A 13119-nucleotide genomic window follows, 5' to 3' on the forward strand; every position below is an offset into this window, starting at 1 on the left:
AGTGTTCCATTCATTATATTGGTTGGTTTAAACAGAGCAAAAGTGAAAGAAAGTAATGTCAGTTGCGTTACTTTTTAAACTGAAGTTTGTTGTTAATTTTTCTTGGATTAATTCCGATTAAAGATCATTTTTTAGCCGTGAAGAGAGAATTTTTTCGATCCGCTAGGCGCTTTCACCGTGGGATTGTGATTTGTCACTGTTTTTTCTTCGTTGCTAGGCTATAGTAAGCGGCTTTATTCTCATCTGAAATTCGCTATGTTTACAATCCCTGCGTTAAATCAACAGCTTGATACTGAAATTCAACATTGCCTCGATAACAAAACTAAACCCCTTGGTAGTTTAGGTAAACTTGAATCCCTTGCTTTGCAAATTTGTCGTATTCAGCAGACATTAAAGCCTAATTTATCGCAGCCACAAATGTTGGTTTTTGCTGCCGATCATGGTGTCGTTGCGGAAGGGATAAGCTTGTTTCCTCAAGGGGTAACACAGCAAATGGTGCTTAATTTTATTCAAGGTGGTGCGGCAATTAATTGTTTTTGTCGCCAACACGGCATTGAATTTCGCGTGGTTAATGCGGGAGTAAATGGTGAGTTGCCAGAAGATAGTGTGTTAATTAATGCGTCGATTGCCAAGGGGACACAAAACTTTGTTACTCAGGCGGCTATGACTATGGCGCAATGCGAACAAGCGTTAACTAAGGGGGCTGAATTAGTTGACGATCGCCATAAACGCGGTGCGAATGTTATTGGTTTTGGCGAAATGGGGATAGGTAACACCACGTCGGCCGCTGCGTTAATGGCTGTGACGTTAGGATTGAGCGCAACTGAATGTGCTGGTCGTGGCACAGGCTTAGAAAAAACGGCGGTAGAGCATAAGGCTAAAGTTATTCAAAAAGCCCTTAAAAGAATTAAAGGTAACAAGCTTTCGCCACAACAAATTTTGGCTGAATTTGGCGGCTTTGAAATTGTTATGATGTGTGGCGCTATGCTCAAAGCGGCAGAGCTAAGAATGTTGGTGCTTGTAGATGGCTTTATTGCCACCAGTGCTGCTTTAATGGCGAGTAAAATGGATGGGAATTTTATTGACTACGCCGTTTTTTGCCATAAATCAAAAGAGCAGGGCCATAAAAAAATGCTTAAGGCTATGGGGGTTGAGGCTCTACTTGATCTTGATATGCGATTAGGTGAAGGCTCTGGTGTTGCTGTGGCTTATCCATTATTAGTATCGGCCATATCTTTTGTCAACGAAATGGCTTCCTTTGATTCAGCAGGTGTCGACCATGCCTGATGTCTCTGCGCCTAAGCCCTTTTTTTTAGTTGGGCAATGGCGTCGATTTATTCATGCGTTGACATTTTATACCCGAATACCTTGGCCAAAAGGTATGACATTTAACGGGCAAGATCTGGTTAAAGGGAATGTATATTTTCCGTTAGTAGGTTGGTTGGTTGCGGCCGTTGCTTGTTTAGTCTACTGGTTCGCGAGTTTAGTGCTGAGTGAGTCCATTGCGGTAATTTGCTCGATGGTGGCGACTATCTGGTTAACAGGTGCATTTCACGAAGATGGTTTTGCAGACACTTGTGATGGCTTTGGTGGTGGTTACGGCAAACAAGCCATTATGACCATCATGAAGGACTCTCGGGTGGGTACTTATGCCAGTGTTGGCTTATGTTTGCTGCTATTACTGAAGCATCAGGCGCTGTTGAGTGTACCTGATATCTTACTTAGCGTTTGGGTGGGTCACAGTGTGAGTCGTTTCGTACCGCTACTATTAATGGCATCGCTTCCTTATGTACGGGAACAATCTGACAGTAAAATAGGCCAAACACAGTTAGGGTTGTCAATTGGGGAGTTATTCGTGGCTGCTGTGCTGGCTGCTCTTCCGTTGTATTGGCTAGCAGGAGAAGTCATTATGGTTACCATCGCATTGTTGGTGGTCACTTTTTTTGCATTACGTTACTGGTTTAACAGAGTCTTAGGGGGGATTACTGGAGATTGTTTAGGCGCCAGCCAGCAAATAACTGAAGTGCTGGTGTACTTGGTATTGGGAGCATCAGTATGGAATGTTATCTAATACGTCACACGCAGCCCGATGTAGCTGTGGGCACTTGCTATGGGCGTTTAGATTTACCCCTTAGTGTTGATTTTGCTGAGCAAGCAAAACCACTTGAAGCGCTCGTTAGAAATATGTCGCCAAATCAAGTTTATTCAAGTCCGGCACAACGTTGCTTATTACTTGCGCAAAAGTTGACGACAACGCCGTTAATTGAGCCCAGTTGGTCAGAGTTTGACTTTGGTGATTGGGAAGGGCGTTTATGGTGTGATATCGAGAAAGGTGATATCGAACAATGGAATGACAACCTTGTTCACCACCGTTTACCCAATGGCGAGAGCTTAGAGGTGTTTCATCAACGCGTAGTAAAAGCTTGGTTCGCGCTTTGTAATAGCAAGGATAATGTCGATAGTAAGATAGTGATCGTTACTCACGCTGGCGTGATCCGCTCCATTGTTGCTTCTTTACTGGGGATCCCCCTTGAAAATAGCGTACAACTTGGTTTGGCTTATGGCTCTGTCACTAAGGTTATTTGCCAAGGCAAATATTGCAGGCTTGACTACCTTAATCGCTTGCCTGACAAAAAGCCGGATTGCACCTAAGTCAGGGCAATCCAATGAAATCATGCTTTATGGGTTTCCACTGGCGGCTTCGCATTTTTTATTTTGATTAAAAAATACACCGCATAAAAGGTGCATAGGCCAACTGTGGTGCCAATAACAGCCATAGATGCAAGTCCGATAGGGTTGCCAAAAAGTAGGTCCATCCAAAGTTCCATCACTGTATCCTCATATATAGCTAGTGACGAAAGTGTAAAAACATCTCGTTTTAAATGTGATGATCCTGATCAAGCAAGGATGTTATAACAACGTTAATCGAGTCAAGGCGAAAGGGAGCTTTGCACAATTTGTTAATCAACAACACTGGCTGGCTCAATCTCTTGTGCAATGCTTGTGACTTGATAGCCGCTCTGCTCGAGTAGTTCAATCAGGTTGGATTCACCAGTAAGGTGTAATGTACCAACGACAATGAATGCGTCACTTTCTTTGGGGAGTGCAGTTAATTGCTCGAACCAGTCTTGATTTCTCTCTAACATCATTGTTTGAAAAGCATTGAGATCTTTTTCTGGCTGGTCATTTGCAATGAGTAAGGTTGTTAATTTCGACAAGTTACCTTGAGACCAAGCCTCTAATAACTTGGGAGCGAGTTGGTCGATTTCTGCTAACTCTTTCATACTTTGCTCAACAAATTCTTCACTCTCTTGCGCTAGCTGCGACATATACCAGATTTGTTTTTGCATGTTTTCAAGTTGAACGATAGGTTTTTTGACTTTATTAGCGCTTTGAATGAAATGTTGATCAATACCCATTGCGGCTAAATAGCCAATTTGCTCTAACTTTAAATGCATGGCTGAAATAATAACAAACCAAGGTTGTAATGCTTTTACTTCAGGACGATTTAATCCCAGCGGCTTTAGCATAGCCTTTAAAGTGCGATATTGTTCAATAGGCATAACGTCAGCTAGCCTTTGCGGATTAGGTAAGTGGGTTAAGCGTTGTACTTCCTCTAAATCCGATTTTGTTACTCTGCTCATATCGACTTCTACGATAAGTTGTGAAGCATTATTGAATGCTTGTTCTATATGAGCGGGAAGAGGATAAAGCTCTTCACTGCCGACATGAATGGAGCCTAAAATGTGCAGTGTTGCATGATCTTGTTTGGTCAGTTGCCAGAACGCAGGGGTGCTATTAGCAAAGCAAAATTGAGATACGAGGGTTGCAACAAAAAATAATACCATCCGTTTCACATTAGTTTCCTTTAAAAGAGTGTGCTAATTAATCGCTTTTATTTAACAGGTAATCGAGCCAACGTGTTGGTAATACTCTTCGCAACAGAGCAAAAACATAGGTTGGCAAGGTAACATAATACCGCGCTTTGGGTTTAGGTGCTTGAATCGCGTGCTTGAGCGCGCGAAATACGGCTATGGGCTCTAGGGTAAATGCACTACTGCTTTCTGATGCGCTAAGGCGAGCAATTGTATTTTCATAAGCTTGCTGGTGATGGCTATTCGCAATATTAATGTGTTGGTGAAATGCTCGTAGTGCATTATGTCTAAATTGGCTTTTGATGGGGCCGGGCTCTATTAAACATACATGGATGCCTGAGCCAGCTAACTCTAACCGCAAGGTATCGGTTAATCCCTCTAAAGCAAATTTACTGGCGTTGTAGGCTCCGCGGTATTTCATCGCGACTAATCCTAATACCGAACTATTTTGTATAATTCGGCCATGACCCTGGCGGCGCATCACAGGGATAATAAGTTTGGTTAATTCATGCCAGCCAAATAAGTTGGTCTCAAATTGCTCCCTTAGGGCTTGTGTTGGTAAGTCTTCCACGGCGCCAGGTTGGCCAAAGGCTGCATTGTTGAATAATATATCCAGTTTGCCATTAGTAGCAGTTAGAATTTCATCTACTGCAAGCTGTATAGATTGAGGATCAGACATTTCCATATAAATAGCTTGGCAGCCTATTGCGCGTAAATGGGCCAAGTCTGATTTTTTTCGCGCTGTGGCAAAAACCTGAAAGCCAGCTTGTTGTAGCTGGGCTGCACAATAAAGACCGATTCCGCTAGAGCACCCGCTAATTAAAACTGTCGAATTCATTATTTTCTCTACTGATAGACATGAAATGTACAATAACCAAGGCTTAACTTAAGCAAAAAGGCGAGCTAACTCAAATACTCAAACATAATTTGTGTTGAAAAGTTGAACGCTCGGTTAAGGGCGTTATAATCCTTTTACTTACAAAATACTCAAATTTTGTATTTATATTCAGCCTTGGCTAAGGCTTATCTTAACCCTATGATAAATAAACATGAATTAGCAGTGCTGGACAATTTGCTAACAAATGTTTAGATATTCATTGTTAGCTAAGCAGTATTTAAACCCCCTTCGGTAACATTCAAAATCACGTAACCCATTGTTTTATAATGAATTGAAAAAAGTTCAATATGTTTTTGTGATCAAACTCTGTTTTCTGTTCTTTGTTTGGTAAATTATATTGATAATTTGTAATGCGAAGGTAGTATGAAATTCCATAAGGCGGTGAGCAAATGATTTGCTATACCACCAAATAAGAATTTGTAACTAATTTGGTTACATTTAATGAAGAAATAAAGTTCCAGCTGTATAGGATTTATACACACAGGAACTGACTTAAAACGCTGAGTCTATATTCAAGGAGCGACAAATGTTTAAGAAAACTCTAGTAGCAGCTGCTTTAGCAACTGCATCAATGGGCGCAAATGCTTACGAAATCGGCCAAAACAACGACTTTAATGTTGAAGTTTACGGTGTTGCTGCAATCTCTATCGTTGACTACGGCGATATTGCTAACGATCAAGGTCCTGTACTAGAAAACGAATCTCGCATCGGTTTCCGTGCTGGTAAAGCAATGACTGATAGCATTGAAGTTTTCATGCAAATCGAAGGCGGTTACGTTGATAACATCGACTGGGCACACGGCGGCGTTGCTGGCGGTACTCTAGGTCAACGTGATACTTTCATCGGTCTTAAAGGCGACTGGGGTAAAGTACGTTTTGGTCGTGTTCTAACTCCTATGTACGAACTAATCGACTGGCCATACGCTAACCCAGGTCTAGGTGCTTCTTGGGACTGGGGCGGTGACGTTGCTTACTACTACGATCGTCAATCAAACACAATCCGTTACGACTCTCCATCTCTAGGCGGTCTAACATTCGCTCTAGCTGTTGGTCGTGATGACGATGCTGCAAACGCTAAATCTATCTCAGGTGCAGCTACTAAAAGTTCTTACTACTTCGGTGGTAACGTAAACTACACTATCGCTGATATGGTTACTTTACACGGTGGTTTCGAAACTGCTGATAAATTCGGTGGTAACGACGTAGATACTTTTGGTTACCTACTAGGTTTTGAAGCTAGCCTACCTGCTGGTTTCGGTCTTGCTGGTGCATTCAAATCTGGTGAGTCAAAAGACAACGTAACTAACATCAAGAGTACTCAAGACTCTTACTCTATCATCGGTCAATACTGGGCTGGTTCACTAGGCTTCAAACTAGGTTACACTGCTAACCTAGACCCAGAAGTTGGTGGCAATAAAGTTAAGAACGTTGAAGATAGCATTGTTTCTGGTCAAGTTATGTACGTAGTAAACGGTTTCGTACCTTACCTACGTGTTGCTAACCGTGACCTACAAGGCGGCACTAACGAAGATACAGTTGTACGTGTTGGTCTAGAATACGGTTTCTAATATTACTTAATATTAAAAACTTTGAACGCCGGCTTATGCCGGCGTTTTTTTTGTCTGTCATCTTTATGGTGACATGATAGAATAAGTTACTTGTTTTTAGATGCTTTATTGGAAAATACAATGATAAAACCTTTGCTAATGGCTGTTGCTGTTATTGGGCTGTCTGCATGCGCAGCGAACCCAGAGAAGACCAGTGCTAATGAGTTTGCCAGTAATACGGAAGTTGAATTAGGGTATAACTCGGTAAAAATAGCAGGGTCAAAAATTAGCCTGAAGCCAACAGCTGAGCATGGCGTAAAAGCTTCAAACACAGTTTTATATCTCCTTTCTGAACTACCTCGAGATAATCCGCAAAACGCTTTTTCTTATGTTTTTTTAGATGTGAGTTACTTTCAGACTTCCAATGAATTTACTCATGCAAAAGTTAACTCACAGTTAGTTGATTTAGAAGACCGCAAGGTTAGCAGCCAGATGTGTAATGACAACTGCGTTACGAATCAATGGGTAAAGTTTCCAGTAGCCACAGCTGATATCATAGACGCTAGAGAGCAAGGTTTACCTTTCGAACTATTATTCGAAGGTTCTAGCAAAGGTCTGAAATATGTTATTCCAGCTGTTTACATCGATGGCATGATGTTGCGTTATAAACAAGCAAATATAGATTTAAATACCATTAATGGCCAAGCAGGTAACGCTGCTGCAGGAGCTGCGGTAGTGGCAACACCGGTTGCTGCAAAAGCTAAGTCTCAACAAAGCACTGCTGTAGAAATGACAGAGTATTGGTTTGCTAAGGTATCATCCGCTGAACAAGAGGCTTTTATTTCTTGGGCTCTTAAGAATCGCAAGAAGATAGATTCGCCATTGCAAGCAGATAACAAAGAAATGGAAATGTTGGCTTATTGGTATGACGAAGCAACGGTTGCTGAGCGTTCTGAGCTACTGACTTGGGCAGTAGAAAATATTAAATAGAGCATCAGTCTTCCTGAGAATAAAAAAAGTCGCATTACGCGACTTTTTTTTATGGGGCTAGATGAGTAATTGGCTAGTAGTAAGTAATCTTTTTCACTTTTTGTGGCATGCTTTGCATTTCGTTTATGTAATATAGCTGCTCAGTATCTAATTCTAATTCGGTGGCATACATTTCACCCATTGGGTAGCTTTGCACCACTCGTGCACCTTTGATCAAGCCATCTACTTGGGCCTTTACCTTATCTGAGCCGATAATGTATGTGTTTAAGGTATTTTGACTGCTGATTTGTAGCCCATAAACTTGTTCCGCTAGCTCTCTATAAGCATCGAGTTTAGATGCGCGGATAGCATTGAGCATTTTTTGCTGCTTAGTTGCGCCAGGTTGTAAATCAATTGGAGCATAGCCCACTGCAATCAGAACAGGGAATTTTTCTGGTTTGACGGTTTCATACTCGATGTGCGTATTTGCAATTTGCGAACAACCACTAAGGAGTAATGCTGCAGCAATGAGAGGCGCCTTGAACATAGCGATGACTCCTAATTATTTTACAAATTCGACAGTACGACCGTTCACCCCTGAAGGGACGCTGGATCTTTGAATATAGGCATCGTTTTTACCTGCATTTAAGCTGTTTTTAGCACCTATTAATAAGCGATTCGGAATGAAAGCACGTCCTGTAGACTCTACCAGTAAAGTTTGCATATTAATGGTTCTAACGTTCACTACCACACCTTCATCATTACGTGACATGGTGCCAGTGAAAATACGATAAACCGGAATTTTACTACGCAACTGGTCCCACTCTCGGCTAAATACGAAGTCACCTTCTGGAGTTACTTTTATTTTCCCTGTCGTTTTAAAGTCAATGACAGGCACTTCACGAATATGCAGTTCATGAATAAACGCCTCAGAAATTGCCTGCCCGAGCCAATTCGTATTTTGTAAGTCATCAATATTAGATAAAGAAGTGACCGCAATAGGCGTTTTACTCGCGTTAGGATCCCTATTTAGGGCTAGTTGATCGGCTAAAGCACGTATGATGTAGTCAAGCTCGCGCGCGCGGTCGCCCGGCAACATATCAGGTCGCTTCGGCTGAACTTGGCGCCAACTGCGGTATCCCGGAGAGACGTAGCTGCCATAGTATTGCGATTTTGTTTCATTATCAGCATGGCTCGTGGGTAATGTACTTGAACGGACATAAATCGTATTGACTGAGGTTTGTGAATCGGCAGTATATTGCCGACTGTTAGTGGTAATATTTTCCGATGCATTCGGATCGATAATGACAATATCGTTTTTAGGTTGGGTTGCACAGCCAGACATTGTTATGGCGACACAACAGAGACACCAAGCTTGTTTGTTCATTTCATTCCCTCTATCGATCTATCTATAAATAGCTATATCGACTTACATGCTCAATTCTTTAGCTAAATAAAGCTTTAACACTTTAGTGACTACTAACGATGAACATTATGACTTTTGGCTAAATAATTAAAATTTAGGTAAATGTGACTAGTAAGCCCAATGTCTTGCTAACACCTCGGTTAGAAATAAAGCAATAAATGTACCAAGTGCCACAACTGATGTGCTGTTAACAATCTGCAGTAGATTATTTTGGCCTAAATATTGCTTGCTTATTGCTTTAAGTCTAAATGTCACTTGAAATGGTATTGGCTCTATATTGTTCTCGTACTTGGGCGTTTATTCAATTTGGGCTGTGGTCAATGGTCTTTTTATCGACTCGTTTATTTTGCATTAGTGAGGCTGTGTTATGGCTAGGTTTATCTGCATTTTTTGGTTCATTATGGTTACCAGCTCGGCACAAGCGGCATGGTTTGAAGCCCAAGGGCAAGCGCCTATTCTCAATGACGATATAGCTCAAGCTCGGGAAAGTGGTGTGAAAGACGCTGTCAGACAAGCGCTATTGTATGCAGGCGCTTCTATCAAAAGCTTACAGCAACTTGATAATGGCATTTTAGCTAAGGAGCAGTTACAGCTGGCCGGAGAAGGTGAAATTAGAGGCTTGAAAGTAACGAGTGAACGTATTGAAAATGGTTTTATTTATGTTTCCGTTCAAGTAGATGTTTTAGCGAGTGATCAACCTCGCTGTCAGCAACAGCAATATGCCAAATCTTTGGCATTGGTTCGTTTTAAGCTTAGAAATAGAGAGCAAGCAATAAATGGGGGAATATTTCATATTGATAGTGAATTTACAAGCAAGCTTAATAATTTGTTAAGCCTTAATCATAGTGCCTTTGATGTGCGCCAATTCATTAATCAAAATGTTAATTTTAATCCTAATTTACTTGATGCTAGGCACCATGCGGTACGTGATCAAGTCATTGCTATCGCCAGTCGGGCTGATAGTCAGTTTGTGCTGCTGGGGAGTATCGATGATGTTTCCGTTGAGCGAGACAAGAAGCAACCATACGACTTCTTCTTTAAAGAGGCACCAAGAAATTTTTACTTAAGTACTTATTTATTTGATGGTCTATCTGGCGAACTACTTGACGTTAAACACTATCGTCAGCGCGCAATGTGGACCTATAAAGAGCAAGATATTGTTGATTTATCTTCAAAAAAATTCTGGGATGCTCCCTATGGTCAGCGTTTATTAGCCGTAATGGATGATGTGTTGATTAATACAACTGCTGCGTTGGAGTGTGTTGATACGATGGCAAAAGTTATTGCCGTTCATGATGATAAGGTACAGATTAATCTTGGCAGTAAAAATGGTTTGAAAATTGGTCAAGCTATTCAGTTGTCACATAATGGCAGTTATACGGATCAATTTGGCATTCCACGCTTTCGTCAAGAGAGTAGTGCAATTCATACTAAGGTTATAGAATTGTATCGGGATTCTGCAGTTTTGCAGGCGTTGGATTCACTGCCAGCGAGTAACATCCAACTCAATGATTTTGCGAATATTAAATAAGCTTCAAGAGCGGCGTATTGAAATAAAAAGTATATTTAATAAAAGGGTTGAGTATAATTATGCCATGCTTCCTTAGCTCAGTAGGATAGAGCGACCCCCTCCTAAGGGGTAGGCCACAGGTTCGACTCCTGTAGGAAGCGCCATATTTGTCTGAACTAATACAGCTAATACAAAGCAGGTTACGCTTTTACGCTTTTATGCCTTTACCGAGTAAACTTCCTCCTCTTGCTTGCCCTTTAGCATCGTATGTTAATGAATTAGCTGCTTTGGCCTGGTTGAGCACGCCGGCTAGATGCTGAGTAGTGCGCAAGCTCATTTCAATTAACTCACCATTAACGCTGTTTTGCTGCTGGCATGTAATAAATTGCTGCTTTATTTCATTCAATATTTGCTGCACGTCTTGAGCTGACTGATCTGTTAAAGCACTTGCTTCGGGGTGCTGTTGTATATTGAGATCCTGTTGCTCTATTTGTGCGAGTAAAGATTGTTTATCTTGTACCAACTGGTTAAGCGTATCTGAGTCGCGCTTTATTAGTGCTTGATACTCATCATCGATCACTTTTGCTAATAAGCTAGTGTTGTCAAGTTGCTGTTTTAGCAAAGCTAAAATTGAATCTGAGATTGAGTTAGGCATTAGACACCAAATGATTGACCGAATTTAGCTTCAAATTCTGTCATATTTTTAGCTAACTTGTCTGCATCAATTTTGTATTCACCGTTGAGTATCGCTTTTTTGAGGGTCTCAACACGCTCACGGTTAACCGCTGGCTCTGACGACTGCTTTTTTAAGCTGTTCAATGCTTGTGCCTGTGGCGTTAAAGAAACAGAATCTTTACTTGCAGCCGGTTTACTTGGCGCTTGCTCATTCGCACGAGTCAATTGCTCTTGCTTTTGTTGTTTTTGTTCTACATTAAGGTTGGACCTGTTACCAACGTTGTGCATATTAATAGCCATAATAACAACCTATCTAGATGTAATAATACCGGTATTAGATTTATCGGCAGCGATAGCACTAACTTTAGCAGAAATTATAATTTTACTTCCATTTCGCTTATGCCGGTCACTTTTCCTACCACAACCTTATTCGTCTGGGCGTTTCTAACACGAATGGTATCACCGAGTGAGGCACTATTTATAGCAATACCATTGGTTTTTATCTCAAGGCCACTCACTCTTGCTTTAATCACTACATTATCCCCTTTACAAATAAAACAAACATCACGCATTTTAATTGCACGACCTTTCGGGATCCTGCGTTTTGCTTTTACGCCATATAACTTGAGTGGATCGGCAACTACATTGCCTCTCAGTGTATAAAGCTCAACAAATGAGATTGTAATGTTTTGGTCTGAAAGAATGGCACCAGGTGCCAGTAACCGTTTAGCGACTACTACAGGAGTCGTTATTTTGACACGAACTTGGACATAAGTGTGCCAAGGGGCGGTATCGCAGGTAATTTTGACCACGGTGTTTTTTCTAACTTGGCCATTTACTATGACGACATCTAGCGGTGCTTCACATTGTGTCAGCGATAATCGATCATCCAATGGCGTTGCTTGGATGTCTACTTTGCCATTGGCGGGTGACTGAATTTGTGCTGCAACTTCATCTTCTGCCATCTTTTCTATCAATATATGGTAATTAGGGCTAGCAAAAGCCTGATAAATACCTAAACTGCATAATAAAATAAAAATCCGATTCAGCATTTTGCTCCTAGTATTGATATAAGGTTTGGTGTCAAAAAATCAGTATATTAGGTTTAATTTCTCAACCTAGTGCGAAAATAGGGTTTAAACTTAACTCATGCAATTTGCTCATTGCAACTAAACACAATTAAGCATGAGCGTTTGGATACACATTTGCAAACTTGCAATAGCGATGCCATTGCAAGGTAGGTGTATCGAGCAGAACGAATGCAGAAGCGATTGAATTATAAACGGAGACAGTTATGGCAGGATTACTTGATTCGGTAAACCAGCGTACCCAGCTTGTAGGACAAAACCGATTAGAACTATTACTATTTAAACTGGTGGGGCGCCAACGTTACGGTATCAACGTATTTAAGGTAAAAGAAGTACTGCAATGCCCGCCATTGACTTCCATGCCAAAACTACACCCAGTTGTTCGAGGTGTCGCTCACATTCGTGGTAAAACGATCTCAGTGATAGATCTTAGTTTGGCAACAGGTGGCCGACCAATTGAAGACTTGTCTAAGTGCTTTATTATCATTTCTGAATATAACCGTTCAGTGCAAGGTTTCTTGGTTAATTCTGTTGAACGTATTATTAATATGAACTGGGAGGCAATTATGCCGCCACCGCAGGGCGCAGGGCGCTTTAGTTACCTGACTGCGGTTACAGAGGTTGACAATGAGTTAGTAGAAATTATTGACGTAGAGAAAATTTTGGACCAAATTTCTCCAGTTAATACGGATGTCAGTGAGTCACTTAAAACACCAGATACCAGTGAAAAAATTCATGGTCGGAAAATCTTAGTTGCAGATGATTCTAGTGTGGCACGTAATCAAGTGAAAAAAGCGGTGACATCGTTAGGTGTAGAATGCTTACTGGCTAAAGATGGGCGTGAAGCTTTGGTCATGCTGAAAGAGATGGCGAAAGATGGGCCTATTACCGATCAAATAGCATTAGTTATTTCTGATATAGAAATGCCAGAAATGGATGGCTATACCCTTACGGCTGAAATTAGAGCTACACCAGCACTAAAGGGACTGCATATTATCTTGCATACTTCTTTAAGCGGCGTTTTCAATCAAGCTATGGTTAATAAAGTTGGTGCAAATAATTTTATTGCCAAGTTTAATCCTGATGAACTAGCGACTGCGGTGAAAGAAGCGGTGAACAGTTAAATATTAAA

The 13119-nt window shown here is 41.2% G+C and carries 15 protein-coding genes and 1 tRNA gene; 8 read left to right on the forward strand and 8 right to left on the reverse strand.

Going from position 1 to position 13119, the window contains the following annotated elements:
* Nucleotides 1-255 precede the first annotated feature (255 nt).
* Genes cobT through cobC form a run of 3 tightly spaced genes read left to right on the forward strand, consistent with a single transcriptional unit; the run spans nucleotide 256 to nucleotide 2652 of the window.
* Complete coding sequence (gene cobT / locus Q4519_RS04440) at nucleotides 256-1287, forward strand: nicotinate-nucleotide--dimethylbenzimidazole phosphoribosyltransferase (protein ID WP_232800333.1); 1032 nt, start codon at nucleotides 256-258, stop codon at nucleotides 1285-1287.
* Nucleotides 1280-2071 carry an adenosylcobinamide-GDP ribazoletransferase gene (gene cobS, locus Q4519_RS04445; protein WP_303509963.1) on the forward strand — a complete coding sequence of 264 codons (792 nt, stop codon included), beginning with the start codon at nucleotides 1280-1282 and terminating at the stop codon, nucleotides 2069-2071. Before cobT ends, cobS begins: the two co-directional genes overlap by 8 nt.
* A complete protein-coding gene (cobC, locus tag Q4519_RS04450) occupies nucleotides 2056-2652 on the forward strand; it encodes an alpha-ribazole phosphatase family protein (protein WP_303509966.1) in 597 nt (198 codons plus the stop codon). The genes cobS and cobC overlap by 16 nt, the downstream gene beginning before the upstream one ends.
* A 20-nt stretch (nucleotides 2653-2672) precedes the next feature.
* Here the strand turns inward: cobC and Q4519_RS04455 are convergent, their stop codons facing one another.
* The 3 genes from Q4519_RS04455 to Q4519_RS04465 form a co-directional block, all read right to left on the reverse strand.
* On the reverse strand, nucleotides 2673-2828 hold the full coding sequence (locus Q4519_RS04455; RefSeq protein ID WP_303509969.1) for a DUF3149 domain-containing protein: 156 nt from the start codon (nucleotides 2826-2828) through the stop codon (nucleotides 2673-2675).
* 132 nt (nucleotides 2829-2960) lie between these two features.
* Nucleotides 2961-3848 carry a TraB/GumN family protein gene (locus Q4519_RS04460; RefSeq protein WP_303510258.1) on the reverse strand — a complete coding sequence of 296 codons (888 nt, stop codon included), beginning with the start codon at nucleotides 3846-3848 and terminating at the stop codon, nucleotides 2961-2963.
* A gap of 37 nt (nucleotides 3849-3885) precedes the next feature.
* Nucleotides 3886-4713, reverse strand: coding sequence for an SDR family oxidoreductase (locus Q4519_RS04465; RefSeq protein WP_303509973.1), 828 nt, complete (start codon nucleotides 4711-4713; stop codon nucleotides 3886-3888).
* Nucleotides 4714-5299: 586 nt separating this feature from the next.
* Between Q4519_RS04465 and Q4519_RS04470 the strand changes: the two genes are divergently transcribed.
* Nucleotides 5300-6340: a porin gene (locus Q4519_RS04470; RefSeq protein ID WP_303509976.1), complete on the forward strand. Its 1041-nt coding sequence runs from the start codon at nucleotides 5300-5302 to the stop codon at nucleotides 6338-6340.
* A 120-nt stretch (nucleotides 6341-6460) separates the two neighbouring features.
* Nucleotides 6461-7309 carry a hypothetical protein gene (locus Q4519_RS04475; RefSeq protein WP_303509979.1) on the forward strand — a complete coding sequence of 283 codons (849 nt, stop codon included), beginning with the start codon at nucleotides 6461-6463 and terminating at the stop codon, nucleotides 7307-7309.
* Nucleotides 7310-7382: 73 nt separating this feature from the next.
* Here the strand turns inward: Q4519_RS04475 and Q4519_RS04480 are convergent, their stop codons facing one another.
* Both Q4519_RS04480 and Q4519_RS04485 read right to left on the reverse strand, forming a co-directional pair.
* A complete protein-coding gene (locus Q4519_RS04480; RefSeq protein ID WP_303509981.1) occupies nucleotides 7383-7835 on the reverse strand; it encodes an LPP20 family lipoprotein in 453 nt (150 codons plus the stop codon).
* A gap of 15 nt (nucleotides 7836-7850) precedes the next feature.
* Nucleotides 7851-8675 (reverse strand): FlgO family outer membrane protein, encoded by an 825-nt coding sequence (locus Q4519_RS04485; protein ID WP_232800341.1) that lies wholly within the window; start codon nucleotides 8673-8675, stop codon nucleotides 7851-7853.
* Between the two features lie 439 nt (nucleotides 8676-9114).
* Here Q4519_RS04485 and Q4519_RS04490 point away from each other — a divergent pair, with 439 nt between their 5' ends.
* Nucleotides 9115-10245 carry a flagellar assembly protein T N-terminal domain-containing protein gene (locus Q4519_RS04490; protein ID WP_303510260.1) on the forward strand — a complete coding sequence of 377 codons (1131 nt, stop codon included), beginning with the start codon at nucleotides 9115-9117 and terminating at the stop codon, nucleotides 10243-10245.
* Between the two features lie 66 nt (nucleotides 10246-10311).
* Nucleotides 10312-10388, forward strand: a tRNA-Arg gene (locus Q4519_RS04495).
* A gap of 44 nt (nucleotides 10389-10432) precedes the next feature.
* Here Q4519_RS04495 and Q4519_RS04500 read toward each other — a convergent pair.
* The 3 genes from Q4519_RS04500 to flgA all read right to left on the reverse strand — a co-directional run bounded on the left by Q4519_RS04500 (nucleotide 10433) and on the right by flgA (nucleotide 11951).
* Nucleotides 10433-10879, reverse strand: a complete 447-nt coding sequence (locus Q4519_RS04500; RefSeq protein ID WP_232800343.1) for a flagella synthesis protein FlgN — start codon at nucleotides 10877-10879, stop codon at nucleotides 10433-10435.
* Complete coding sequence (flgM, locus tag Q4519_RS04505) at nucleotides 10879-11199, reverse strand: flagellar biosynthesis anti-sigma factor FlgM (protein ID WP_232800344.1); 321 nt, start codon at nucleotides 11197-11199, stop codon at nucleotides 10879-10881. The genes Q4519_RS04500 and flgM overlap by 1 nt, the downstream gene beginning before the upstream one ends.
* Nucleotides 11200-11273: 74 nt before the next feature.
* Entirely contained in the window at nucleotides 11274-11951 is a 678-nt protein-coding gene (gene flgA, locus Q4519_RS04510; protein ID WP_232800345.1) for a flagellar basal body P-ring formation chaperone FlgA, read from the reverse strand.
* A 242-nt stretch (nucleotides 11952-12193) separates the two neighbouring features.
* On the opposite strand from flgA, the gene Q4519_RS04515 reads away from it, so the two are divergent.
* The gene (locus tag Q4519_RS04515) at nucleotides 12194-13111 is read left to right on the forward strand and encodes a chemotaxis protein CheV (protein ID WP_232800346.1); all 918 of its coding nucleotides are present in this window, start codon (nucleotides 12194-12196) and stop codon (nucleotides 13109-13111) included.
* The last annotated feature ends 8 nt before the right edge of the window (nucleotides 13112-13119 follow it).

The sequence above is a fragment of the Motilimonas sp. 1_MG-2023 genome, from assembly GCF_030547455.1.
In the GTDB taxonomy this organism is placed as follows: Bacteria; Pseudomonadota; Gammaproteobacteria; order Enterobacterales; family CBDFNC01; genus Motilimonas.

What these genes read in the sequence shown, in the direction of transcription:
- cobT (WP_232800333.1), top strand. Translation starts at nt 256, where the DNA reads ATGTTTACAATCCCTGCGTTAAATCAACAGCTTGATACTGAAATTCAA.
- cobS (WP_303509963.1), top strand. Translation starts at nt 1,280, where the DNA reads ATGCCTGATGTCTCTGCGCCTAAGCCCTTTTTTTTAGTTGGGCAATGG.
- cobC (WP_303509966.1), top strand. Translation starts at nt 2,056, where the DNA reads ATGGAATGTTATCTAATACGTCACACGCAGCCCGATGTAGCTGTGGGC.
- Q4519_RS04455 (WP_303509969.1), bottom strand. Translation starts at nt 2,828, where the DNA reads ATGGAACTTTGGATGGACCTACTTTTTGGCAACCCTATCGGACTTGCA.
- Q4519_RS04460 (WP_303510258.1), bottom strand. Translation starts at nt 3,848, where the DNA reads ATGGTATTATTTTTTGTTGCAACCCTCGTATCTCAATTTTGCTTTGCT.
- Q4519_RS04465 (WP_303509973.1), bottom strand. Translation starts at nt 4,713, where the DNA reads ATGAATTCGACAGTTTTAATTAGCGGGTGCTCTAGCGGAATCGGTCTT.
- Q4519_RS04470 (WP_303509976.1), top strand. Translation starts at nt 5,300, where the DNA reads ATGTTTAAGAAAACTCTAGTAGCAGCTGCTTTAGCAACTGCATCAATG.
- Q4519_RS04475 (WP_303509979.1), top strand. Translation starts at nt 6,461, where the DNA reads ATGATAAAACCTTTGCTAATGGCTGTTGCTGTTATTGGGCTGTCTGCA.
- Q4519_RS04480 (WP_303509981.1), bottom strand. Translation starts at nt 7,835, where the DNA reads ATGTTCAAGGCGCCTCTCATTGCTGCAGCATTACTCCTTAGTGGTTGT.
- Q4519_RS04485 (WP_232800341.1), bottom strand. Translation starts at nt 8,675, where the DNA reads ATGAACAAACAAGCTTGGTGTCTCTGTTGTGTCGCCATAACAATGTCT.
- Q4519_RS04490 (WP_303510260.1), top strand. Translation starts at nt 9,115, where the DNA reads ATGGTTACCAGCTCGGCACAAGCGGCATGGTTTGAAGCCCAAGGGCAA.
- Q4519_RS04500 (WP_232800343.1), bottom strand. Translation starts at nt 10,879, where the DNA reads ATGCCTAACTCAATCTCAGATTCAATTTTAGCTTTGCTAAAACAGCAA.
- flgM (WP_232800344.1), bottom strand. Translation starts at nt 11,199, where the DNA reads ATGGCTATTAATATGCACAACGTTGGTAACAGGTCCAACCTTAATGTA.
- flgA (WP_232800345.1), bottom strand. Translation starts at nt 11,951, where the DNA reads ATGCTGAATCGGATTTTTATTTTATTATGCAGTTTAGGTATTTATCAG.
- Q4519_RS04515 (WP_232800346.1), top strand. Translation starts at nt 12,194, where the DNA reads ATGGCAGGATTACTTGATTCGGTAAACCAGCGTACCCAGCTTGTAGGA.